The 23,198-nt window shown below is 59.7% G+C and carries 23 protein-coding genes; 9 read left to right on the top strand and 14 right to left on the bottom strand.

Annotated features, from left to right (window positions below):
- Positions 1–2: 2 nt before the first annotated feature.
- Positions 3–1,139 carry a hypothetical protein gene (locus B9Z40_RS11120; protein ID WP_100173408.1) on the top strand — a complete coding sequence of 379 codons (1,137 nt, stop codon included), beginning with the start codon at positions 3–5 and terminating at the stop codon, positions 1,137–1,139.
- 21 nt (positions 1,140–1,160) lie between these two features.
- On the opposite strand, the gene B9Z40_RS11115 is transcribed toward B9Z40_RS11120, so the two are convergent.
- Positions 1,161–1,949: a serine protease gene (locus B9Z40_RS11115; protein WP_158238083.1), complete on the bottom strand. Its 789-nt coding sequence runs from the start codon at positions 1,947–1,949 to the stop codon at positions 1,161–1,163.
- A gap of 212 nt (positions 1,950–2,161) precedes the next feature.
- Between B9Z40_RS11115 and B9Z40_RS11110 the strand changes: the two genes are divergently transcribed.
- From B9Z40_RS11110 to B9Z40_RS11095, 4 genes are read left to right on the top strand one after another with little or no spacing between them, the layout of a single operon-like run.
- Positions 2,162–2,800 carry a glycosyltransferase family 2 protein gene (locus B9Z40_RS11110; protein WP_143473970.1) on the top strand — a complete coding sequence of 213 codons (639 nt, stop codon included), beginning with the start codon at positions 2,162–2,164 and terminating at the stop codon, positions 2,798–2,800.
- 7 nt (positions 2,801–2,807) lie between these two features.
- On the top strand, positions 2,808–3,338 hold the full coding sequence (locus tag B9Z40_RS11105) for a hypothetical protein (RefSeq protein WP_100173405.1): 531 nt from the start codon (positions 2,808–2,810) through the stop codon (positions 3,336–3,338).
- Positions 3,338–4,795, top strand: a complete 1,458-nt coding sequence (locus B9Z40_RS11100; RefSeq protein ID WP_100173404.1) for a hypothetical protein — start codon at positions 3,338–3,340, stop codon at positions 4,793–4,795. Before B9Z40_RS11105 ends, B9Z40_RS11100 begins: the two co-directional genes overlap by 1 nt.
- Positions 4,792–5,340 carry a transcription termination/antitermination protein NusG gene (locus B9Z40_RS11095; RefSeq protein WP_100173403.1) on the top strand — a complete coding sequence of 183 codons (549 nt, stop codon included), beginning with the start codon at positions 4,792–4,794 and terminating at the stop codon, positions 5,338–5,340. Before B9Z40_RS11100 ends, B9Z40_RS11095 begins: the two co-directional genes overlap by 4 nt.
- Before the next feature lie 49 nt (positions 5,341–5,389).
- On the opposite strand, the gene B9Z40_RS11090 is transcribed toward B9Z40_RS11095, so the two are convergent.
- Complete coding sequence (locus tag B9Z40_RS11090) at positions 5,390–5,941, bottom strand: hypothetical protein (protein WP_100173402.1); 552 nt, start codon at positions 5,939–5,941, stop codon at positions 5,390–5,392.
- A gap of 158 nt (positions 5,942–6,099) precedes the next feature.
- Between B9Z40_RS11090 and B9Z40_RS11085 the strand changes: the two genes are divergently transcribed.
- On the top strand, positions 6,100–7,461 hold the full coding sequence (locus tag B9Z40_RS11085) for an MATE family efflux transporter (RefSeq protein ID WP_199172546.1): 1,362 nt from the start codon (positions 6,100–6,102) through the stop codon (positions 7,459–7,461).
- 23 nt (positions 7,462–7,484) lie between these two features.
- On the opposite strand, the gene B9Z40_RS11080 is transcribed toward B9Z40_RS11085, so the two are convergent.
- Entirely contained in the window at positions 7,485–8,027 is a 543-nt protein-coding gene (locus tag B9Z40_RS11080; protein ID WP_100173400.1) for a DUF1003 domain-containing protein, read from the bottom strand.
- Positions 8,028–8,108: 81 nt separating this feature from the next.
- On the bottom strand, positions 8,109–10,223 hold the full coding sequence (locus B9Z40_RS11075) for an alpha/beta hydrolase domain-containing protein (protein WP_100173399.1): 2,115 nt from the start codon (positions 10,221–10,223) through the stop codon (positions 8,109–8,111).
- Positions 10,224–10,445: 222 nt separating this feature from the next.
- On the opposite strand from B9Z40_RS11075, the gene B9Z40_RS11065 reads away from it, so the two are divergent.
- Positions 10,446–11,669, top strand: a complete 1,224-nt coding sequence (locus B9Z40_RS11065) for an MFS transporter (protein WP_199172545.1) — start codon at positions 10,446–10,448, stop codon at positions 11,667–11,669.
- 127 nt (positions 11,670–11,796) lie between these two features.
- Here B9Z40_RS11065 and B9Z40_RS11060 read toward each other — a convergent pair whose 3' ends face one another.
- Together B9Z40_RS11060 and pobA are read right to left on the bottom strand one after the other, a co-directional pair.
- Positions 11,797–12,666 (bottom strand): CoA transferase, encoded by an 870-nt coding sequence (locus B9Z40_RS11060; RefSeq protein WP_100173461.1) that lies wholly within the window; start codon positions 12,664–12,666, stop codon positions 11,797–11,799.
- 132 nt (positions 12,667–12,798) lie between these two features.
- On the bottom strand, positions 12,799–13,992 hold the full coding sequence (gene pobA / locus B9Z40_RS11055) for a 4-hydroxybenzoate 3-monooxygenase (RefSeq protein WP_100173396.1): 1,194 nt from the start codon (positions 13,990–13,992) through the stop codon (positions 12,799–12,801).
- 289 nt (positions 13,993–14,281) lie between these two features.
- Between pobA and B9Z40_RS11050 the strand changes: the two genes are divergently transcribed.
- Positions 14,282–15,052: an IclR family transcriptional regulator C-terminal domain-containing protein gene (locus tag B9Z40_RS11050; RefSeq protein WP_100173460.1), complete on the top strand. Its 771-nt coding sequence runs from the start codon at positions 14,282–14,284 to the stop codon at positions 15,050–15,052.
- Between the two features lie 96 nt (positions 15,053–15,148).
- On the opposite strand, the gene B9Z40_RS11045 is transcribed toward B9Z40_RS11050, so the two are convergent.
- The 7 genes from B9Z40_RS11045 to B9Z40_RS11015 all read right to left on the bottom strand — a co-directional run bounded on the left by B9Z40_RS11045 (position 15,149) and on the right by B9Z40_RS11015 (position 20,794).
- Complete coding sequence (locus B9Z40_RS11045; protein WP_100173395.1) at positions 15,149–15,862, bottom strand: ABC transporter ATP-binding protein; 714 nt, start codon at positions 15,860–15,862, stop codon at positions 15,149–15,151.
- Position 15,863: 1 nt separating this feature from the next.
- On the bottom strand, positions 15,864–16,631 hold the full coding sequence (locus B9Z40_RS11040; RefSeq protein ID WP_100173394.1) for an ABC transporter ATP-binding protein: 768 nt from the start codon (positions 16,629–16,631) through the stop codon (positions 15,864–15,866).
- Positions 16,624–17,631, bottom strand: a complete 1,008-nt coding sequence (locus B9Z40_RS11035) for a branched-chain amino acid ABC transporter permease (protein WP_100173393.1) — start codon at positions 17,629–17,631, stop codon at positions 16,624–16,626. Before B9Z40_RS11035 ends, B9Z40_RS11040 begins: the two co-directional genes overlap by 8 nt.
- Before the next feature lie 13 nt (positions 17,632–17,644).
- Positions 17,645–18,508, bottom strand: coding sequence for a branched-chain amino acid ABC transporter permease (locus B9Z40_RS11030; protein ID WP_100173392.1), 864 nt, complete (start codon positions 18,506–18,508; stop codon positions 17,645–17,647).
- 119 nt (positions 18,509–18,627) lie between these two features.
- Complete coding sequence (locus tag B9Z40_RS11025; protein ID WP_100173391.1) at positions 18,628–18,945, bottom strand: non-heme iron oxygenase ferredoxin subunit; 318 nt, start codon at positions 18,943–18,945, stop codon at positions 18,628–18,630.
- A gap of 95 nt (positions 18,946–19,040) precedes the next feature.
- Positions 19,041–19,529, bottom strand: coding sequence for an aromatic-ring-hydroxylating dioxygenase subunit beta (locus B9Z40_RS11020; RefSeq protein WP_100173390.1), 489 nt, complete (start codon positions 19,527–19,529; stop codon positions 19,041–19,043).
- Positions 19,529–20,794, bottom strand: a complete 1,266-nt coding sequence (locus B9Z40_RS11015; RefSeq protein ID WP_100173389.1) for an aromatic ring-hydroxylating dioxygenase subunit alpha — start codon at positions 20,792–20,794, stop codon at positions 19,529–19,531. Before B9Z40_RS11015 ends, B9Z40_RS11020 begins: the two co-directional genes overlap by 1 nt.
- A gap of 111 nt (positions 20,795–20,905) precedes the next feature.
- On the opposite strand from B9Z40_RS11015, the gene B9Z40_RS11010 reads away from it, so the two are divergent.
- Positions 20,906–21,841 carry a LysR family transcriptional regulator gene (locus B9Z40_RS11010; RefSeq protein ID WP_100173388.1) on the top strand — a complete coding sequence of 312 codons (936 nt, stop codon included), beginning with the start codon at positions 20,906–20,908 and terminating at the stop codon, positions 21,839–21,841.
- 90 nt (positions 21,842–21,931) lie between these two features.
- Here the strand turns inward: B9Z40_RS11010 and B9Z40_RS11005 are convergent, their stop codons facing one another.
- Entirely contained in the window at positions 21,932–23,116 is a 1,185-nt protein-coding gene (locus tag B9Z40_RS11005; RefSeq protein WP_100173387.1) for an ABC transporter substrate-binding protein, read from the bottom strand.
- Positions 23,117–23,198 lie beyond the last annotated feature (82 nt).

Raw genomic sequence — 23,198 nt, 5'->3', positions numbered from 1 at the left:
ACATGGCTACCAAACCCAAAGCTCCCACCCGCAAGCCAGCTGCAGCTGCCAAGAAGGCCCCCAAGGCAGTGGCAGTCGCCAAAAGCCCATCGCCAACCTTAGAAGAGGTGGTCAAGGCGACGCAAAAGGCAGTGGCCCCCAAGGCCGCAAAGCGGGCAGCTGGCAAGGCCCGAAGCCCAAAGGCTCAGACTGTGCCGCAGGTGCCAGCACAAGCTGCTACGCCTGCTGTGGAAGGGGCACTGGAGCGCAATTTGGCCAAGCAGCCACCGCGAGCATTGAATTCACCCATCCGGGTGTTTCAGATGTACTCGGAATCTTGGCAGCGCGAGCTGCTGGATTCGGCTTTTTATGCGCTGGACGTCAGCCGGGTCGATCCGCACACCCTGGAGTTGTCGGTTTGGGCGCAGCTGCAGGCCAACCCGGCCACCAAGGGGGCGCAGTTGTGGGGCGCCGTGTCGTGGCGGTTTGCCGAGCGCACGGGCATGAACGGGGCCGATTGGGTGCGCCAAATCGAGGCGCAGCCAGGGTCGGATGTGTATTTTTCAAGTGCCGACATTCAGCAAGAGGCGGTTTTTCACAACCCTTGGCTGCAAGCGGAGACACTTTATCCGCGCTTTCTGGAGTTGGCACGCGCCTTCTTTGAGGCCTCGGGATTGCCTTTGGAGCAGCTGAGCGTGATCAGCCCATCCCCCGTGGCGGCTACGGGCGGCATGCTGGTGGGCACGCCTGAGTTTTGGGATGCCTACATCCCGTGGCTGCGCAAGCTTCTGGTGACGGCGGACAAGCGCATGCCACCGGCATTGCGTGATGTGCTGCATGCGCCCATCGTGGGCGCGGAGCAGGGGGCGCAGGACAGTTATCTGCCCGCCATCATTGACCGTTTGTTGCCTGTGTTTCTGCGCACAGATGGCCAGCGCTTCAAGGCGGCAAGGGTGGCTTTGCCCGAGCGTGACCGTGAGCTCAATGTGCACCAGAAGTTGTTGCGCGAAATGAAGGATGTGGCCCACCGAACACAGTCAGCCTGGTTGGCGGCTTGCTGGGTCAATTACCGCAACCTTTACCTAGGCCAGACGCAGAGCAAGCCTTGGGTTCAAAAGTACCTTCGCAACATCACGCCGACCGAAATCAAGTTTGGGTGAGGATATCCGGATGCCTGCTGTTCAGCGAGGCGCAAGCTGAGGTGCTGTGCCTCGGCTCATGACAACCAGCACAGAGGCTTGGCTTTGTTCGAAGATCTGGTAAGGCCGCAGATGCGTCTGGAGCGACACCGACCGTTGCAGAGGCTGGACGGCGGTGCCCTGCAAGAAACGAATCAGTTCAGATGAGCGCAGCGCAAAGCTCACATTGAACATCAGGTCCTTGGTGCGTTCAGCGACCTGGGTGGCGTTGAGTTTGCTCTGGACCATGCCAACCACTGTTCCGTCGGGGGCCAGCACGGGGCCACCTGAGTTGCCCTGAGAGACTTCAGCGCTGATTTGCATCAGGCCATCGGTGGCCGCTTGCATATTGGGGCTGCGATACCCGTTGACGATGCCTTGGGTGATTTTTTTGCTCATGCCCTGTATTCGGGGTTGAGGGAAACCAATCACGCTGATCTCCAAGCCCAAGGGCACGGTTGGCGTAGGGTGTAAAGCCAGTGCTGGCAGGTCAATGCGAGCTTTGATCAATGCCAAGTCGAGTGCGGGGTCGGTACGTACAAGCTCTGCTACGACCCAGCGTGGCTGTCCTATGGCGAGGGTGCCGACGGGGCCGACAAAAATGGTGGTTTTGTCGCGCACCAAGTGAAGCGAAGTCAGCAGATGACCTTCGCTGACCACAAAGCCTGTGCCCCAGCTGACGGGGTTGGCTGGTGGTGCAAGGTGTGTCGGCGTGGATGCCTGTGAGGGTGCAGGTGCGACAGCTTCGCTGGCTGTCTGAGAATGGGCTTGGCGTGGAACAGTTGTCAGCAACAGGCCTGCTAAAAAAAGCAGCGCCGCGCAGGGGATGGTTGTCCGTGATGTGTTGGACGCGAGTGGTGTAAAGCTGAACATGAGGCAATTTGACCACGTCTGGATGGGTTGCGCTGCGGGTATAAACTTGTGCAGAACTCGATCTTCTCCATGCTGGGATGCCTTGCTGACGCTCAAGCGGCCTGTTGCAGCTTGGTTATTCTGAAAATTTCATGCAATCTTTGTTCATTGATTCAACGCAGTTGTCCAGATCCGATGCCCAGTTGGTCAGCGATGGCCCGATCATGGTGATGCCTTGCACCGACCGTGAGATGGCCGAGCGTGCCGTGGCGTTGGCCTGCAGCCGCGCCCGAACAGAAGGCTTGCTGGTGGCCGTGTTGGATACGCAGCGCCAGGGCTTTGTGGGGGTGTTGAACCAAGCCTTCAAGGCTTCGCGCAGCCCTTGGCTGGGTTACATGGCGCAGGATGCATTTGCCGGACGCGACTGGATGGCTTTGGCCCTCAAGGCTTTGCAAAAGCCTTCGGCCGCTTTGCTGGGCTTTAACGACGGCAAGTGGCATGGCGAGTTGGCGTCGTTTGGTTTGGCCTCTCGTGATTGGGTCAAAGGTGTGTACGGTGGAGACTTTTTCTTTCCGGGCTATCACAGCCATTTTGCCGACGCGGAGTTGACTTTGGTGGCTCGGCAACAGGGTCGGTATGTGTATGCCCCCGAAAGTGTTTTGATTGAGGTGGACTGGGCCAAAGACCAGGCGGGCGTGAACCCCGCAGACCGCAGCATGTTCAGGGCACGTGCCATGCAGGGTTTTGGGCAGCGCGTGACAGACGCCAATTTGATCAATTTGATTCGGTGAACCCGCCATGAGCATTCGCCAACTGAACGCAAGCTATGTGGCCGATGAGGATCGGGTGATGTTCCGGTTCACCACGGCGGCGCATGAGGAGTTCCGGCTGTGGCTGACCCGAGCGGTGGTGGGGCAGTTGCTGCTTCAGCTTAAAGATGTGGCGGTGCAGGTGCTTGTGCAAAAAGGTCAGGCCCAAGAAGCGAAGGTTGTTGCCGAATTTAAGCAGCAAGCCCTGGAGCAAAACGCCCAGTTCACACAGTTTGCAGCTGTACACCGATTGCCGCTGGGTGCGGAGCCTGTGATGGTCAGGTCGGTGCAGGCACGTGTCTCACCCTCTGGGCCTTCACTGTTGTTGGCCTTGGGCACAGGCAAACAATTGACCTTGCCTTTGGGCGAAGATTTGATCGGTAAATTGCGCCTGTTGTTGCAACGCATGAACGAGACGGCTTTCTGGGCATTGCCCCTGGAGGCGAGCGCTGGGGTGGCAAAACCCGCAGGCCAAGATCCGCACTTGCCCGATTCGGCTGTGCCCAAGGTTTTGCACTGATGGCCGAGCAGCCTATGTCGGCGCAGGGGCAGCTGCAAGCCACGCTGGAACAAGCGCAGCGTGCGCTTGCCAATTCGCGTTGGGTTGTCGCCCGCGATGGCTTTGCCAAGGCATTGCAATGGGCGCCTCGTGCACCACAGGTTCACCATAACCTGGCGCTGTGCTTGCTGGCTTTAGGGCAACCAGCTCAGGCAAGGGCGAGTGCCCTGCAGGCGCTGGCTTTGTCGCCAGGGCTTTGGCAAAGTCGCGTGGTGCTGGGTAATTCGCTGAAAGCACTGAAGCAGCCAGAGGCCGCAGATGAGGCATTCACGCAGGTCTTGCAAGCCAACCCGATTAACCCCGACGCCCTGTTGGCGAGGGCAGATTTGGCCATCAATGTGTTTGGCTTGCCGCTTCAGGCAATGGCATGGGTGAAGCCTTTGCTGCAAGACCCTCAGCATGGGGTGGACGCGCGACTGACAACACTGATGGCGAGTGTCTACGACAGGGATGCATCGGCCCAGACTTTGAGCCAATTGATCATGGGCTTTTCGAAGCAGCACTTGAGGTTGCCACAGGACTTTTTGCCTTCTTTAGTGGCACGCGGAGAAAGAAGAGCAGGACCTACCGGGTTGCGACCGCGTGTTGCGCTTTTATCGCCATTGTTTTGCGCCTCGCCTGTTTACTTCATGACGATTGCGGGCTGGCGACATGTGGCCAAGGGCAGTGACATTGTGGTGTTCAACCGTGGGCACAAATCGGATTGGGCCACGGAGCAGTTCAAGTCTTTGGCGCACGAATGGGTGGATGTGCAGGAAATGCCTGCTGAGGCCTTGGCCCGCAGGATTCACCAGGCTGACATTGATGTGCTGTATGACCTTGGCGGCTGGATGGACCCTGTTGGCCTGAAGGCCTTGTCGGCCAAGCCTGCACGCGAGATGTTCAAGTGGGTGGGTGGCCAAAGCCTGACCACTGGGCTAGAGAGTTTTGATGGCTGGATTGGGGACGAGTGGCAGTCACCCAAGTCCTTTCAGCATTTGTACTCGGAGCCATTGGTGAACATTCCGGGTGGTTATGCGACCTACACGCCGCCGCCCTATATGCCGTCGGTGCCGATGCACAAGTCGTCCACACCGGTAATTTTTTCAAACCCGGCCAAGTTGTCGCGCGGGTTTTTGGCGTGGTTGGCCAAACTGCCAGGCCCGAAGCTGTTTGTGCACCACCAGTTCCGTTTTGAGCGGACTCGGCAAAAAGTTTTGCAAGCGCTGGGCTCTGCGGGCGTGGAGTTCATTTGCCCGGCCAGCCACCGTGAGGCTTTGGATATTCTGGGTCGGCATGAGTGGATGATCGATACCTTTCCCTACAGCAGCGGCCTGACAGCGCGTGAGGCCGCTGCCATGGGCATGAGGGTCAAGGTGTTCGCAGGGGAGCTTTTTTGTGAGCGGCACAGCTTGCATTTGGAAAGAGCGTCACGATGAACGATGGCAGTGAATTTGGTTCGGTTGTCATGAGTGACATGGCTCATGATGGCTGGTATTTGGCCTATACCAAGCCAAGGCAAGAGCAGGTGGCCTTGCAAAATTTGGAGCAGCAGGCCTACGAGGTTTATTTGCCGATGTACAAGAAATTCAAAGCCTCTGAGCAAGGGCTGGTGTCGTTTTTTGAGGTGATGTTTCCACGTTATATTTTCTTTAGACCCGGCAAAGCGGAGCAGAGCATTGCTGCGGTGCGCAGCACCAAGGGGGTGGCCACGCTCATTCGGTTTGGGCTTGAGCCTGCTCGGTTGCAAGATGTGCTGGTCCAGCGTATCCGAGAAATGGAGCAAGAGCGCAACCAAGCCTCACATGTCCAATTAAGCAACTTGAAGGCAGGCCAGCGGGTTCAACTCAAGGGAACGGCGCTGGTCGGTATGGAGGGGCTGGTGCAGGCGGTCTCTAGCAAGCGTGTGGTGGTATTGCTGGAAATTTTGGGTCGCCCGGCTGTGGTGAAGTTGGATCATCACCAGGTGCAGGCCAGCGCATGAATGGGGTGGACCACCAGCAGGCACCTGGGCTTTCCGTCGATGATCAAGTTCAGTGTTTGCCGAACTTGCCCTTGGCTGCCGTCACGCAGCTGGCCTTGGCATCGCCTGCCAAACCATCGCACTTTTCGATGGCGACTTTGTAGTCGGCTTCCATCTTTTCTGAGGCATCGGTTTTCTTGGCCTTGTTGATGTCCTTGTCCATCTTGGCGTCCGCCAAGGCTTTTTGCTCAGCAGCTTTGGCTTCTTGCACACACACGTTCTTGGCATTGCCTGCCAGGTCATCGCATTTCTCTTTGGCCACTTCGTAAGCTGCTTTGGCTTTGACCACATGCACTTTGTTGCCGTCGGCCGATTTGCCTGAGTAGCTGTATTCCAGTTCAGCGCGGGCCACTTTTTCTTTGCCTTTGGCTTCTTCTTCACACACGTCTTTGGCATTTCCCGACTGCGAATGGCAAGCGGCTTTGTCTACTTTGTAGGTTTCGCTGATGCGTGTCTTGCCCGCTTTGTAGTCGGGCTTGCTCATGGTTTCGGCTTGCACGACGAAAACGGACATCAGACTCATGCACAAGAGCGCAGCCTGAATCGGTTGGTGTTTTTTCATGGGGTTTCCCTAAAAGTGATGAAGAGAACCCATTGACACACGCTCGTCCTCGCGCTTCAGTGCGGCATCGAACTCAAGACCCCAAGACCCGTGTGATGTTGACGTGGCGCAAAGGCGCTTGCCATGCTCTAAACTTTGGCCACCCAAATGGAAACCCGATGAATTCACCCACTGCAGCCAACCCCTTGTTGACCGGACCGGTTCTGCCCCTTTTGCTCAGGTTTTCTTTGCCCAATATGGTGGCCATGCTGGCCACTGCGCTGGCGGCCATTGCCGAGACCAGTTATGTGGGGCATTTTGGTGCCCCTGCTTTGGCGGGCATGGCGCTGGTGTTCCCGTTTGTGATGTTGCAAACCATGATGTCAGCCGGAGCCATGGGCGGAGGGGTGTCGTCTGCCATCAGCCGGTCTTTGGGCGCGGGCGACGCTGCACGGGCCAATGTGCTGGCGGTGCACGCTTTGTGGATTGGCATCTCGTTGGGGCTGGTTTTCATGCTCGTGATGTTGCAGTTGGGTGCGCCCATGATGTCGGCCTTGGGCGGACAAGGCGAGGCACTGGCCCAAGCCGTGGCGTATTGCGAGGTGGCTTTTGTCGGCTCGGTGTTTGTGTGGATCGTGAACACGCTGTCGTCGGTGATTCGGGGCAGTGGCAACATGCGTGTGCCCTCGGTCACGCTGTTTGTGGTGGCTTTGGCGCAGGTACTGCTGGCGGGGGCGCTGGGCTTGGGCTGGGGGCCATTGCCGCAACTGGGCATGCACGGCGTGGCGGCGGGGGGTGTCTTGGCCAACCTGGGCGGGGCGGTTTTTTTGTGGGGGTATTTGTCGTCGGGTCGCGGCAAGATTCGGTTGACCATCCGTAACACGCCTTTAGAGCGCAAACACTTGCTGGACATTTTGCGTGTGGGCGCGGTGGCGTGCATCTCGCCGTTTCAGACCGTGCTGACCATTTTGATCTTGACGCACTTGGTGGCCACCTTTGGCACCGAAGCCTTGGCCGGTTATGGCATTGGCACACGCCTCGAATTTTTGTTGGTGCCCATTGCTTTTGCGGTGGGCGTGGCCTCGGTCCCTTTGGTGGGTATGGCCATTGGGGCGGGCAACATCGCCCGCGCACGCCAAGCGGCTTGGACGGCCGCGGCCGTGGCCACTGCGGTGCTGGGTGTCTTGGGCTTCATCGTGACTTTGGTGCCCGATGTCTGGACTTCGCTTTACTCCAATGACGCCACGGTGCTCGCGTCGGCGGGCAGCTACTTTTTGTGGGCCGGGCCGTTTTATGGTTTTTTTGGTTTGGGCTTGTCGCTGTATTTCTCGTCGCTGGGCGCAGGCAAGGCGGTGGGCCCCGTGATCGCAGGCACATTGCGCTTGCTGGTGGTGGCGGTGGGGGGCTGGTTGCTGGCCGATTGGCAGTCGCCCGCCTGGATGATCTTTGCCTTGGTGGGCGCGGGCATGGCCGTCTACGGCCTGAGCACCGTGTTGATCATCAAGATGACCCCTTGGGGCGCGGCTCACAAAAACAGTTGAGGGTTGGGCTTCGTCTCAGGAACTCAAGAGACTTTGGGCAAGCGCTCAGACAGCAAACGCACCTGCTCTGAGAGATCACGCACAGCTTGGCTGAGCGCCAGCAATTCTTGTTCTTTCAGGATGTCGATTTTGTCGTGCAGCAGTTCGATTTCCAGCTCGGCCTTGACGTTGATCTCGTAGTCGTTTTGCGCGTGGCGACGGTCCAATTCGGACTGGCGGTTTTGGCTCATCATGATGGCGGGCGCTGTGTAGGCCGCTTGAAACGACAGCAACAAGTTCAGCAAGATGAAGGGGTAAGGGTCCCAAGCGCCTTCGCCAAACAGCACGTTGCCCGTGATCCAGCAAGTGATGGCCGTGCTTTGAATCAGGATGAAACGCCACGATCCGATGGTGGCGGCCACCCGGTCGGCCAGTCGCTGTCCGCGGGTGGGCAGATCAACGACCGCATGTTCTGTTGTGACCGTGGTTGCTATGTTCAGATGTTTTCTGTGAGCCCGGCGGTGTTGGCGCAGCAACTCCAGTTGTTTGATTTCTTCAAACTCGGATGTGTGTTTTTTCAAAGACATGCATGGCTTTCAGTGTGATGGCTGAAAGGGTAGCAGTCTTCTACAGGCAAGACCGAGCGCGGTCTTGCGCTTTGTCAATTTTCAGCGCAAGACCGCGCTTTTGTCGGCAGCATTCACCAAAATTTCTGCGTCTTCTTTGAGTAAGAAGCCTTCTTTCATGGCGCGATCGGTCGCTCGTTTGACAGCTTGAACGTAACCATCATGCGAGCCATAACGCTCTTGCAATGAGGGCCGTGTGTCGCCGTTTGCTTGCCGTTCTGCCGCCGTTTTGGCGAAGGGCACCATACCGCCAACGTAGTTGCAAATTTCACCTTTGTGGAACGGCCGTGCACCGTCTGCGGTGATGTTCCAGCCCAGGTAGGTTCCCAAAGGTGCATCCAGCAAGACCACGGGTACGCCACCGACTTCGTTGCCGTCCGCGTCCACTTTGGGCGCGTACATCGTCAGCACTTGTTTGATCTTGGGTGGCGCGTTGCTGGGCACGCCCGAGCCGTCCACCGCTTTGAAGCCGGGGCCCCAGTCGTAGTCGTGCACGGGCATGATGAAGTCGCGCTCAGGCACTGTGGGGCGAAGGCCCGGTAGGTTGGGGTAGCCCAGCGCGGTTTTCTCGGCCACAGCCAATTGGTTTTTAGCCAGTGTGGGGTAACGGCTTGCGGGCGGCTCGGTGCCTTTTATGACCCAGTGGCGAAAGTGCAAGCGCAGCGCGTTGATGGTCTCTTTGTGAGGGACAGGGTTGGCAGGCAAAACCCCCTGACCAAAGTTATTGCCGGGGCACATGGGGCCAGCCTTGGGCAGGGCCGCGCCGGGCACGCTGGTGTCAAAGCCGCCCGCGCCACCGCCGTGGTTGCTGCTGGCAATGTAATAGCGCTTGACGTTGGCGGGCAGGGGCAGGTCTTGCTTGGCGTCGGTGCCGATCCACTCGGGCGTGAGCTTCAAAGCCCAGACTTCGGCCGAGCCGAAATGCTCCATGATCTTGGGGCAGGTGCGGGTCTGGGTGCAGCGGTCCAGGATGCCTGCTGCGGGTGTGCCGCGCACTGGGTCGGGGTGGGGCAGCCACCACTGCGGGCCTTCGCTGCCTGCCTGGTACAGCTCCAGCACGCCATCGGGCTGCGCCCAGCGGAAGTTGAGCGCAATGCGGCGGCCCGCGATGATGGGCCACAGGCCTTCGTGCACTTGCTTGCTCGCTTCGTCCTGGTTGAAGCCCAGGTGCAGCCAGCCGCGCAGGTAGTTGCCTGATTGCGAAATGCCCCGTGCAATGCTGTGCGTGACGGTGCTGGCCACCGGGTTGGGGGTGCCTGCGTCGTCGGCCTTGGCGTGCTTGAAAAACACGGCCACATCGCGCCATGCAGCGAAGCCGATGCCCAGCACATAGGGGTCTTGCGCCGTGAAGACGACCTGGTACAGGCGCTTGGTATCAAACCCGTTTTTCAGGCAAATCTGGGTGGGGTCGGGCGTGCCTGGAAAAGGGTTTTGCGCGTCGCACTTGGCCCAGGCCCAGTCGGTGGGCGCGATGCTTTGCTCGTCAAAGACTTCGCCGTTCATGTTTTCGCGGCCGCGTGAGACCAAGGTTGCTTGGGTGGTGTCGAGGCTCACGGGTTTGTAGGGCACAGGGTTGGTCTGCACCATGAGCGGTTGTGATGCCGGGCCTGCGCGGTTGACAATGCGGGCGAACACCTGGCCTTTGATGGGGCTGCCGTCGACGTTGCGGGCCACGGGCAGTTGCAAGAACTGCAGGCCATCGATGGTGGCCTTGGGCCTCACGGTGGTGGCGCCTGCGTTGTCGCCTTGCCAAGCGCTGAGCAGGCCAATGTCGCCTGCAGCCAACTCTTGCTCAGCGGGCAAGCCCACCCGGCCCCGGTTGGGCACGTCGTGCCACATCAGGCCACTGGCGTCTTTGAGATTTACAGGCTTGTAAATGACAAAGGACGCTATGTATCGGACTTTGCCGTCGGCGTCTTTGGCCAGTTCGATGTCCTGGATGATGGCGTTTTGCGCGAGTTTGGGGTCCAGCTCGCCAAAGGCGCGGCCAACGACTTGCTCATAAGCGATGCCCGCAGGTTTGCCGGGCGCGGCAGGTGATGCGGCAACAGGCCGGGTGTCGTCGATCACGATGCGGGTGACGCGGGCTTGGGCGGTGTGGCTGGCCAGGCTGAGCAGGGCAGTGGCCCACAGGCTATGGCGAAGGGTGAGTTTCATGGGTGTCCATTTTTGCGTGCAACCCTTTTGGGCCGATGCCCAGATTGAACAGGATTCAGGCTTCGACTTCAAGGGTGCAGACCCGCAAACACGCCAAGCCATGGGCCGGTTCAGCCGCCTTGGAGACAGCCTGAAACAGAACCTCGAAACCATGGCTCTGAGCCAACGTGACTCGGAGTGGGCCGTTGACGCTTTAGGATGTGCTGCATCGAAAGGTTTTTGATGTCCCAAGCGCTTTCTGCATCCTTCAGGCGACTGGCCTGGTCCAACTTGCTGGCCCAATCGGCCGAGCAGCTGAGCTTGGCGGCGGTGCCCATCGTGGCGGTGCTGCTGCTCAAGGCGGGGCCTGGCGAGATCGGTTTGCTGGCCTCGATCCAGTCGCTGCCGTTTTTGTTGCTGTCCATGCCTTTGGGCTTGCTGGCCGACCGGACCTCGCGCACGCGCTTGATGGCGCTGGCCGAGTCGCTGCGGGCGCTGGCTTTGTTGCTGTTGCTGGCGCTGATCGTCACAGGCCATGTGTCGATCACGGCCTTGGCGGTGATTGGCTTCATGGCGGCGGTGGGCACGGTGGCCTTCAGCGTGGCCGCGCCTTCGCTGGTGCCTGCGCTGGTGCAGGTCGAAGGCCTGGCGCGGGCCAATGGGCGGCTGGAGTTGGCACGCAGTGCCGCGTTTGCGGCAGGCCCGGCTTTGGCGGGCGCTTTGATCGCGTGGACCGGAGCATCGGCAGCCTTTGTGCTGTCGGGCATGTTGTCGGTGGCGGCGGTGCTGTGCCTGCGCGGCATTGCTGAACCTGCGCGTGTGGCCATGCCTGCGCGCCACCCTTTGCTGGAGCTGCAAGACGGTGCCAAGTGGGTTTGGCAAAGTGATTTGTTGCGGCCTATGGTGTTTTGCTCGGTCGCCTGGAACATCTCGTGGTTCATGCTTCAAGCGGCTTATGTGCCCTATGCCATCAACGACTTGGGGCTGGACGCGAGTGGTGTGGGGGTGACGCTGGCGTGTTATGGCGTGGGCATGATCGTGGGTTCTTTGTTGGCACCACGCGTGGTGGCGGCATTGCCCTTTGGCCGAGCGATTTTGGTGGGGCCCTATTTCTCGGTGCTGGCCGCGCTCACCATGGCCTTGACGCTGTTTTGGCCGCACGCTTGGGTGGCTGCTTTGTCTTATTTTTTGTACGGTGCAGGTCCAATCCTGTGGGTCATCACTTCGACCACCTTACGCCAGACGGTCACGCCACGCGCCATGATTGGGCGGGTCACATCCATCATCATCGTGGCGAGCACGGGCGCAAGGCCTTTGGGCGCGGCGCTGGGGGGCTTGTTGGGGGTGTATTTTCCGGCCTCGGTCAGCCTGTGGTGCGTGGTGCTGGGTTTTGGCCTGCAGGCCGTCATCATCAGCGCGTCCAAGGTGCGCACGCTCAAGCGCCTGCCGGAGCCCTTACCCGACTGACCGTTGCAGAACGGCGTCAGTGTGCTTGCCCGCTTTGGGTTTGATGTAGGAGCCCCGCCCTCGGGGCGATAGCCAGTGCTACGCGCAAGCCCATCGCGGCGAGGGCGCCGCTCCTACAAAGATTGTGTCAACGTGGCAATGTCATCAAAGGGATGTCTTTGGTTGTGGCCAGCTTGTCGAGCTGGGCCCGGGTCTGGCTGGCCAGGAAGGTCTCGATGGCTTTGCGGGTCGCGGGCTTGAACAGGTCTTTGACCGGGTGCGCCAGTTGGACGCCAGCGGCTTCGCACAGGCTCACCGCAAAGTGCGGCTCGAGTGCCGCCACGGCCACGCGGCCGTTCTTGCAGGCATAAATGCGGTAGCCCGCGTGCGCACCGCCCACCGCACCATCGGGGGTGGTCATGCGCAGCTGGCGGGGCAGTGCCAACCAAGCGGCCGCTTCTGACAAAGCCACTTCGTGGCGGGTGCCTTTGCCGGTCGTCTTGAGGGTGATGACGGCTTTGAGCGTGGCTTCGCTGGCCATGAGTGCGCCGCCCATGTCGGCGAACAAACTAGGCGGCAGGTCCATGCCATTGACCAAACCCACTTCGGCTTGGTAAGTGAGGTCATGGCCAGGAATCTCAGCCAAAGGGCCGGGCGCACCCACCACTTCGATCAGGCTGAGTGCGGGGTATTGCTTGTGCAACACCTTCCAGCCCAAGCCCAATTTGGTGAGGGCCGAGGGGCGAAACGAGGTGAGCAGAACGTCGGTTTTGGCCAGTAACTTGTGAACTGCCGCTTGGCCTGCAGCGCTCTTGAGGTCGAGCGTGTGGTGCTTGACGCCTTGGTGCATCAAGTCGTAACCGCTGGGCGTGTAGTGCTGCATCGGGTCGCCAGAGGGCGGGTTGATTTTGGTGCAGCTCGCGCCCATTTGCGCCAAGCGCATCAATGCGGCGGGGCCGGGCAGGTTGAGGGCGAGGCTCAAGACGCGCGTGCCGCGCAGGGGTTTTGTAGTGCTCATGCCCAGATCATAGTGCGAGTGGCCATGGTGTTTTGTGGGAGCGGCGCCCTCGCCGCGATGGTTGACCATGAACGCGAATTCAAGTCTCATCGCGACGAGGGCGTCGCTCCCACATGAAGACAGGACGCTGAGTTATTCGCCGAAATTGAGCGGCAAGCCCACGTAGTTTTCGGCCATGGTGCGTGAACCGGCTTCGCTATGAATCAGGTAATCCAATTCGGCGTCCTGGAACTTCTGGCCGATGTCGCCGTTTTCTGGGAAGTGGTGCATCAAGCTGGTAAACCACCAGCTGAAGCGCTCAGCACGCCAAACGCGGCGCAAGCAGCGCTCTGAATACGCGTCGATGCCTGCATCGGTTTTGTCGGCATAAAACTCGATGAATGCGGTGGACAGGTACTTGACGTCGGTAGCGGCCAGGTTCAGGCCCTTAGCACCCGTGGGCGGAACGATGTGCGCAGCGTCGCCTGCCAAGAACATGCGGCCAAAGCGCATCGGCTCGGTCACAAAGCTGCGCAGCGGAGCGATGCTTTTCTCAATGCTGGGGCCCGTCACCAGATGCTCGCGGGCTTCGGGGTCGAGGCGATTGCGCAACTCGTCCCAAAAGGCGTCGTCCGACCATTGCTCGACCTTGTCGGTGGTGGGCACTTGCAGGTAGTAGCGGCTGCGCGTGGCGCTGCGCTGCGAGCACAAGGCAAAGCCGCGGGTGCTGTTGGCGTAAATCAGTTCGTGGTGCACGGGCGGTGTGTCGGACAAGACGCCCAACCAGCCAAACGGATAGACCTTCTCGTATTCCTTGATCGCGCTTTTGGGGGCGCTGGCGCGGCACACGCCATGAAAACCGTCGCAGCCTGCAATGAAGTCGCACTCGATGGTGTGCAGCTGGCCATTTTTCTCGTAGGTCACGCGGGGTTTTTGGCTGTCAAAGTCGTGCACCTGCACATTTTCTGCCTCGTACACCGTGGGCAAACCTTCCTCCTGGCGGGTGTCCATCAGGTCACGGGTGACTTCGGTTTGGCCGTACACGATCACTTTTTTACCGCCCGTGAGGTGGTCCATGTCGATGCGGTGGCGTGCGCCTTTGAACAACAGGTCAAAGCCCGTGTGGACCAAACCCTCTTTGTGCATGCGCTGGCCCACGCCCGCTTCATCCAGCAGGTCCATGGTCACTTGCTCCAGCACGCCTGCACGGATGCGCGAAAGCACGTAGTCGGGGCTTTGGCGCTCGACGATGACGGCGTCGATGCCTGCCTTGAACAGCAATTGGCCCAGCAGCAAGCCAGAAGGGCCTGCGCCAACGATGGCGACTTGGGTGCGGGTGGTGCTCATGCGGGTCTCCTGAAAGCGGTCGATTCAATGAAGGCAAGCATAGAGGACAGGCCCTGTAGAAGTAGTGCAGGGTGTTCGAGTTTGTGCGATTGATAAAATTTTTGTGCGATGATCGCGCAAATCATTCTGCCGCAAGGGCGGCCTCCCACAGAGACAGCTTCCTCCATGGATTAACGGCTCGGCGGATCGGTGAATTTCTTGTGGGAGCGAGCCCCTGCTCGCGAATAGTTCGAACGGCCTGAGCCAACATTCGCGAGAAGGGGCTTTCTCCCACTTCATGAAAGTGCACATGACGATTGCCAAAGCAGATTACATCGAAGGCCTGGCCAAGGGGCTGGCCGTGCTGGAGGCTTTTGACACCGAGCGCCAGCGCCTGAACGCCACACTGTGCGCGCAGCGCACCGGCATCACGCGGGCGGCGGCCCGGCGGCATTTGCTCACCTTGGCCGAGCTTGGTTATCTGGAAACCGATGGAAGTCATTATTGGCTGTCGGCGCGGGTGCTGCGTCTTGCGGGCAGTTACATGGCGACTTCGCGTTTGCCTCGCACCCTGCAACCCACGCTCAACCGTCTGGCTGCGCAAACGCAGGCGGCTTTCAGTGCGGTGGTGCTCGATGGAGACGAGTGTGTGATCGTTGCCCGCAGCGCAGGCGTGGCCGAGCCGGTGCGGCATTTGGCTTATGGCCTGCACCTGGGGGCACGGTTGCCAGCGCATGCCACGTCTACCGGGCGGGTGCTGCTGGCCAACTTGCCCAACGCCGATTTCACCGCTTGGCTCAAAGGCCGGGAGTTGGCGCGCATCACGCCTCAAACTGAAGTGGGCTTACCCAAATTCAAAGCCCTGATCGAGCAGGTGCGCCAAACCGACCACTGCTTGGCACGCGACGGTCACGAGCTGGGCATCCACGCCTTGGCCGTGCCGCTGCGCAACATGCAGGGCCAGACACTGGCGGCGCTGAATGTGGTGGGCACCTCAGAGCAGTTGACGGATACGGCGGTGCAGCGCCAATGGCTGCCGCTGTTGCTGGAAGCTGCGCGGGAGTTGCGGCCTTTGCTGTGATGGCTGTGGGAGCGAGCCCCTGCTCGCGAATGGTTGTATGGGCGCGGCATGCATTCGGCCGCAGGGGCAGCCTCCCACAGAGATTTGGCGGGAGGCTCAGACGCCGAGGTGCTGCTCAAGAACGCTGGGGTCGTCCAACAGAATTTGTGAGGAGCCTTCGAACACCACCCGGCCTTTGACCAAGATGATGTTGCGGTCGGTGATCTGGGTGACGTGTTTCCAGTTCTTGTCGACGATGATGGAGCTGATGCCACTCTCTTTGATGAGGCTGCAGATGCGCCAGATGTCGCGGGCGATCAGTGGGGCCAGCCCTTCGGTGGCTTCGTCGAGGATGAGCACATCGGGGTTGGTCATGAGCGCCCGGCCGATGGTGAGCATTTGCTGCTCGCCGCCCGACAGTTGCTGGCCGCCGTGGCCCAGGCGTTCTTTGAGGCGCGGGAAGGTCTCGAGCACGCGCTCGTAGGTCCAGTCGCGCTGGCCCTGGGTGCCCGGGCGAGCCGCCATTTGCAGGTTTTCCACCACGCTCAGGTTGCCAAAAATACCCCGGCCTTCGGGCACGTAGGCGATACCCAGTTGCGCCACTTCAAACGTGGGGCGACCATTCATGCGTTGGCCCTTGATGTCCACCGTGCCCGTGCGCGGCGGCACGATGCCCATGAGGGTTTTGAGCAGGGTGCTTTTGCCCATGCCGTTGCGGCCCATGAGGCCAATCGTCTCGCCTCGGCCGACAGAAAAGTTCACGCCGCGCAAGATGTGGCTCGCGCCGTAATAGGTGTTCAGGTCTTGGGCCTGGATCAACAAGTCGCTCATCTCAATGTTCCTCGCCCAGGTACGCTGCCTGCACACCTGCATCGGCCCGCACCGCCACAGGCGTGTCGCTCGCAATCACTTGCCCGTTGACCATCACAGTGAGGTGGTCGGCCAGGGTGAACACGGCGTCCATGTCGTGCTCCACCAGCAAGATGGCATGTTCTTTTTTGAGGCGCAGCAGCAGCTGCACCATGCGCTCGGCCTCGGCTTGGCCCATGCCCGCCAGCGGCTCGTCGAGCAGCAGCACGCGGGGCTCGGTGGCCAAGGTCATGGCGATTTCGAGCTGGCGTTGCTCGCCGTGGCTGGTGGCCCCGGCTTGGGCGTGGCGGCGGTCTTGCAACCCCGCCAGTTCCATGGCGCGTTCAGCCCGCTGATTCACAGCCTGAATGCGCTCCGCTGCCTTCAACCAGCCCAGTGGGTTGAAAGGCGAGGGCTGCACACGCGACTGCGCGGCCAGGCGCACGTTGTCCCACACGGTGAATGTGGTGAAGATGTTGGTTTTTTGGTAGCTGCGCCCCAAGCCATGGCGCGAGATTTTTTCGGGCGTCCAGCCGCTGATGGGGTGCTCACCCAAGGTGATGCTGCCGCTGGTGGGAGGCAGGTCGCCCGAGAGCAGGTTGGTCAGCGTGGATTTGCCCGCGCCGTTGGGGCCAATCACCGCGTGGATGTGGCCCAGCCACAAATCCAGCGAGACGTCGTTGACAGCCGCCAAGCCGCCAAAGCGCTTGGTCAAGCCACGGGCGGACAACAAGACTTGACGATCAGTCATGACCTGCCTCCTTGGCCGTTTTGCTGCGGAAAGCCCGGTTGATCAGGCCCAAAATGCCTTTGGGCGCAAAGATGATCAAGGCCACAATGAACAAGCCCATCCACATCTGCCAGTGTTTGCCGGTTTTGAAGCTGCCCACATCGGGCAAATCCTTGAACACATGCAGCAAATACTCAAAGCTGAAGGCGCCCACAATGGCTCCCGCAAAATTGCCCATGCCGCCCAAAATCACCATCATGATGGCGTGTGCGCTCATGTGAAAGCCCATGAGCTCGGGGTTCACAAACCCTGTTTGCGCAGCCCACAAATAACCCGCCAGGCCTGCCAAAGCCCCGGCCAGCGTGAAGGCCGCCAACTTGTGGCTGAAGGTGTTGAAACCCAGCGCCCGCATGCGGTGCTCGTTCACGCGAATGCCCGACAGCGCCCGGCCAAAGGGGCTCCAGAGCAGGCGGCGCAAGAACACATACACCGCCAGCAAACAGCCCAGGGTGAAGTAATAAAACACCCGCTTGTTTTCCAGGTCGATGACGCCCGCATCGGGGCGGAAGTTCAGAAACAAACCGTCCGAGCCGCCCAGCGCCTTGTTGTCAAAGAAGATGTAGAAAATCATCTGCGCAAAGGCCATGGTCACCATGATGAAGTAGATGCCATGGGTGCGCACCACCAAAAAGCCAATGATCAAAGCCGCCAGCGCTGCCCCACCCACGGCCAGCGGCAAGCTGGTGTACAGGCTGATGGCTTCGTTTTGCGGAGTGACAAAAGCCAGCACATAACCGGCCAAGCCAAAGTAGGCGGCATGGCCCAGCGACACCAGGCCCGTGACGCCTTGCAGCAAATCCAGGCTCATGGCCAAGATGGCCAGGATCATCATGCGCACGACCATGGCCGTGTAGAAGTCGGTTCCGACAAAGGGAAATGCGGCCAGGGCCGCGAAGCCCAGCACCTTCACGAGCTGGATGCTGCGCGGCAGTGTTTCAAGGTGAATTTGGGGCGTGCTCATGTTCTTGTCTTTTTCATTGCTTGAACAGGCCTTCGGGTTTGTACAGCAGCACCAAGGCCATCAGCACATACACCAGCATGCCCGAGGCCTGGGGCAGCAGCACTTTGCCAAAGGTGTCGACCAGGCCCACCAGCAAAGCAGCAATCAAAGCGCCGCGCACCGAGCCAATGCCGCCAATGACTACCACCACAAAGCACATGATCAAGACTTGGCTGCCCATGTTGGGGTAGACGCTGGACACAGGCGCGGCGATCATGCCCGCGATCGAGGCCAGGCCAATGCCCAAAGCGAACACCACCGAGTGGATCAGCTTGATGTTCACACCCAGCGATTCGGTCATCTCGCGGTTGAAAGCGCCCGCTCGGATCTTCATGCCCAAGCGGGTTTTGGAGATCAGCAAATACAGACCCAAAGCCAGCACCAGGCACACGCCCGACATGAACAGGCGGTACACCGGATAAGACAGGTTTTCGGTCAGGGGAATGGACGCGGCCAGCAACTCGGGCACGGGCAGGCCGTGAACGTCGTCGCCCCAAATCATGGAGCGCAGCTCTTCAAACACGTAAATCAGGCCAAACGTCAGCAGCACTTGGTCCAAGTGGTCGCGGTGGTAGAAGTGGCGAAACAGCAAACGCTCAATGAGCAAGCCAAAGGCCACGGACAAGGCCGTGCCCACCAAGATGGCCAGCGTGAAGCTGCCCAGCTGCGCAGCGAGTGACCAAGCCAGGTAAGCGCCCAGCATGTAAAAGCTGCCGTGCGCCAGATTGACCACGCCCATGATGCCGAAGATCAGCGTGAGGCCCGCCGCCAGCATGAACAGCAGCAGCCCGTACTGGACGCTGTTGAGCAGCTGGATCAAGAAATTAACAAAGTCCATCGGTGGGTCAGTGATCAGGGTCAAACTGCTTTGTGTTTGCAGTCAATGGGTGGGCGCTTAGTTTAACGGCAGGGGCCGCCGAGCTTTGACGCAGGCCAGAGGCCATTTCGCTCTGAATTTCAGCTACTCAAATCGAGGTAAACCCGGCCATCTTCGATTTTGACGGGCCATGATTTCACGGGCTCGGTGGCGGGGCCGCAGCCGACAGAGCCATCACGCAAGTCAAACAGGGCTTGATGGAATGGGCATTCCACTTGGTGGCCTTCCACAAAGCCATCACACAGCTTGGCGTTGCCATGGCTGCACAGGTTGTTGATGGCATAAAGGCCGCCGTCTTCCAGTTTGAAGAGGGCAATGTCTTGGCCCTCAGGCGTCACGGCGATGCCTGCGCCTTCAAACAAATCGGCCTCGGCGGCCACGTCAATCCAAACGGTCATGGGTACTTTCTTTCGGTGATCGTTCTGCTGTAGGATTGGCGCCCTCTCCGCGAAAGATGCGCCCCTTCGCTGCGAGGGCGCAGCTCCCACATTGCTCAAATCGGGTAAATGATGGAGTTGGGGATCATCTCGCTGTCGTACACACATATGCGCTCAGCGAACTTCAGGCCTTCGGGGGTTTGTACGAGGGTATCGATGTAGCGGCCCACATTGAACACCGTGCTTTCTTTGTCGAGCTTGGTGCGAAACACCGCATAGTTGGCTTCGGTGTGGATGCGGCCGTCTTCGACCTTGCGCACCACGGGCGCGCCCACCACATGCCGCTGGTAATAAGGGTCGTGGTACAGCGTCTCTTGGATGCCATAAGCCCGGTCTTTGAGCATGCCCTTGCTGGTAAAAGACAGCGTGCACAGCGGAAAGCCCCGCTCAAAGTTTTCTCGCGGCTGCAACTTGTACACGCAGGCTTCGGTGAAAAATTCGGGCCACAAGTCCCAGTTGCCGCTGTCCACAGCGCTGGCGTAATCGGCATGCAGTTGTTGAATGTCGAACCAAGTTTGCAGGTCTATCAAGGGTTTGGCCATCATCAATCCTCCATCACTTTGCGCCAATATTCGTACATGCCCCGGATGAGCGTTTCGGTCACCATGTGGTCGGTCTCGCCCACATCGCGTCCGCCCAATTCCACCAGCATGCGGTGCTCGGGTTTGCTTTCAAAGGCTTGTTGTGAGAACTCGATCACTTCGCCGTCGTCGGCCGACACGAAGCCCGCCGGGCCAAACAGGTTGGACTGGCGCAAGCGGCGCTCGGTCATCTCGGGGGTGTCGTCTTCAAAGCCAAAGTGCGTCCAGACAAAGTCAAACGCGCCGTGCCCATCGGGCTGGATGTGGCGTGTCGACACGCTGTTGACCTGCTGCTGAAAAATCACGCTGGGGAACAGCGTCATCATCACCGCCGTGGGCATCTGTTCGCCCTGTTGCCACCAAGGCTCGGGCACGATGTCCAGAAAGCTCGGGTCGTTGAGCTGCATGCTGGCCTTGAAACTGCTGACCTGCGTGACCTGGGCTTTGTCTCCGGCGGCTTGGCCCGCTGTGCCGCGTGTGGAGATCATGGCCGCGTGACGGTGGTGCGCGTCCATGCGCAGCTCGGACTTGTTGTCGGCACGCCAAAGGCCAAAGGTCACAAACCAGGTGTGCAGCAGACCGGGGTGGTAAGGGTCTTTGATGTTTTCTTGCATCAGCTTCCAGTTGCCCGGAATGCGCTGGCGGTTGTAGCCCAGGATCGTCAGCTTTCGGCCGTTGAACAAGCGGTCAAAGTACCGCAGGATGGTGGGGCCCATGAAGTCTTCCAGCGATTCCACCTCGTGGTCAAAGGAGGCAAACACCACGCCTCCACGAGTGGCCACCTTCAGAGCGTTCAGCCCGTGGGCCTTGGGGTCAAAGTCGGCGGGCATGCCGCCATTGACTTTGCCATCTTGGCGCACGCCACGCCTGAAGGGCACGCCTTGCAGCTTGCCGTCCAGGGCGTAGCTCCATTGGTGGTAAGGGCAGACCAGTTCCTTTTTGTTACCGTGCCGTTCACGGCAAAACGCCATGCCGCGGTGCGCGCAAACATTCTCGACGACGTGAATTTGGCCATCTGGGCTGCGCGTCATGATGACCGAGCGTTCGCCAATCACCGTCCGCTTGAAGTCACCCGGATGCGGAACTTCCGCCTCCAGCCCGACATAGCTCCAGTGGGCTTTGTAGAAAAAGCGATCCAGCTCTTTTTTGTGGTTGTCTGGGTTCGCGTAAAGGGCAAAGGGGACACGGCTGGTGCCTGGTGTTTCCCAGTGGATGGGGTGTTCCTGCATGGGGACTCCTGATCAAACTTGGGCCCGATCATGCGTAAAATCAAAAAATAAGTAAACCAGATTTTTTGTATAGTCGATATTTGAAAATCAAATATCAAAGCGCATCTCCAGATGGACATTTCCAAAATCGACCTGAACTTGTTGGTGGTCTTGCACCATTTGCTTTTGAGGAAGCGGGTTTCCGCGGTGGCTGAGGTTCTGGGCATGAGCCAGCCTGCCGTCAGCAGTGCTTTGGGGCGATTGCGCGCCACTTTGGGCGATGAGCTTTTTTTGCGCACACAAGGGGGCATGGCACCCACGCCTTACGCCTTGCAATTGGCAGAACCCGTGGCCATGGCCTTGGATGGTTTGCAACAGGCCTTGAATGTGCGTGCAGCCTTTGATCCAACAAGCAGCACACGCAGTTTCACCATCGCCATGACCGATGTGGGCGAGATGTATTTTTTGCCTGTGTTGGTGGACGCCTTGACACGGTCAGCCCCAGGCGTGACCTTGCAAGTGCTCAGCGTGACGCAGGCCTCGCTCAAAGAAGACATGGCCACGGGCCGTGTTGACCTGGCCATGGGTTTGCTGCCGCAACTGCAGGCGGGTTTTTTCCAGCAAGCCTTGTTCAGCCAAAAATACATTTGCCTCATGCGCCAGGCGCACCCCTTGGCGGCCCACAAAAAGCTGACCCTGAGCAGCTTCACCCAGGCCGAGCATGTGCGCATCGTGGCCGCCGGAACCGGGCATGGTCGGGTCGATGTGGCTTTGGAAAATCAGAAACTCCGCAGGCAGTTCCGTTTGACGGTGCCGCACTATGTCGCTTTGGGCGATGTGCTCAGCCACTCGGATTTGATTGCCACGGTGCCCGAGCGCTTTGCCGACCGAACCCTTGGTCCGTTTGGCCTCGTCAAGCGCGATTTACCCATTCCTGTGGCTGAAAGTGCGATCCACCAGTTTTGGCACAGCCGCTTGCACCGTGACCCGGGTCACCAGTGGCTGCGGCAATTTTGCTGGGGTTTGTTCGGCGATGGCCAAACCCCAGACGAAGAAAAACCCATTTGACAGGGGATCCGCCAGAGGGGCGGATCGCGGTCAAATGGGTTGAGTTGCCTTGATTTGGGACCAGGGTCAAAGCCGTTCAGGCCTGTCGCCTCACATGCGGCAACCTGCACCCGAGTCGGCCAAGGCCTTGGCCGCGATGCCAATCACCTTGTTTTCTTTGTTCGAGACTTCGCGCAGGTAAATGTCTTGCACCGGGTTGTGCGACTTGCTCATGGTCCACTTGCCACGCGGGCTGTCGATCACCGCCACTTCCATGGCTTTGATCATCTCAGCCTTTTTGCTGACATCGCCCTTGACCGCGTTGGCGCCTTGCACCAGCAGCAGGCCAGTGTCGTAGCCTTGCACGGCGTAAACGTCGGGCTGCAGCTTGAAGGTCTTGGCATAGTTCAGGCGGAACTCGTTGTTGCGCTTGGTCTCGATGCCGTCGCCGTAGTGCAGTGCCGTCAGCACGCCGTCGGCCGCTGGGCCAGCAGCCTCGAGCACGCCTTCGGTCAAAAAGCCCGAGCCGTACAAAGGGATCTTGCCCTTGAGGCCCGCTGCTGCGTAATCCTTGAGGAACTTGGCTGCCCCGCCACCTGCAAAGAAGCAGGCCACGGCGTCGGGTTTGAGCGCGGCGATTTCGGTCAGCAACGCTTGGAACTCGACGTTGGGGAAGGGCAGGCCCAACTCTTTGACGATGGTGCCACCCGCTTTGGTGTAGCTCTCTTTGAAGCCTTCAAAGGCTTCGTCGCCAGCAGCGTATTTCCAGGTGATCCAGACGGCTTTTTTGTGGCCGCGCTTGACCATGGCTTCGCCCAACGCCATGGTGGGCTGACTGTTGGAAAAGCTGGTGCGGAACACGTTGGGTGCGCATTGGGCGCGGGTGGCGATGTGCACGCCCGCGTTGGGGATCAGGCTGATCACGCCGCTTTCGCGGGCCACGCGGTGAATGCCCATTTGCACGCCCGAGTGCACGGTGCCAATCAGCACGTCGACCTTGTCGCGTTGCACCAGTTTGTTGGCGTTTTCAATCGCTTTGGAGGGCTCGGACTCGTCGTCCACCTTGAACCATTCGATTTCGCGGCCGCCCAGCTTGCCGCCTTGTTCGTTGATGGCCATGCGCACGCCGTTTTCAATGGCCACACCCAATTGGGCAAAGGTGCCGGTGTAAGGCAGCATCAGGCCCACGCGGATCTTGCCGCTTTGCGCCAGCGCGCTTTGTGGGGCCAGCAAACCGGCAGAGGTGGCACCCAACAGGGCGGCGCCTTGGGTCAATACGGAACGTCGTGAGGTCATGTTTGTCTCCAATGAGGGTGAAGCGGATGCCGATCAAAGCATTGGCTTCATTATGAGACAGTCAAACGGCCGTTTTCCTAGG

Source organism: Limnohabitans sp. 15K, from assembly GCF_002778285.1.
Taxonomy (GTDB): Bacteria; Pseudomonadota; Gammaproteobacteria; order Burkholderiales; family Burkholderiaceae_C; genus Limnohabitans_A.
The sequence above is the reverse complement of the archived record's forward strand: the minus strand, read 5'-3'. Positions and strand labels throughout refer to the sequence as shown.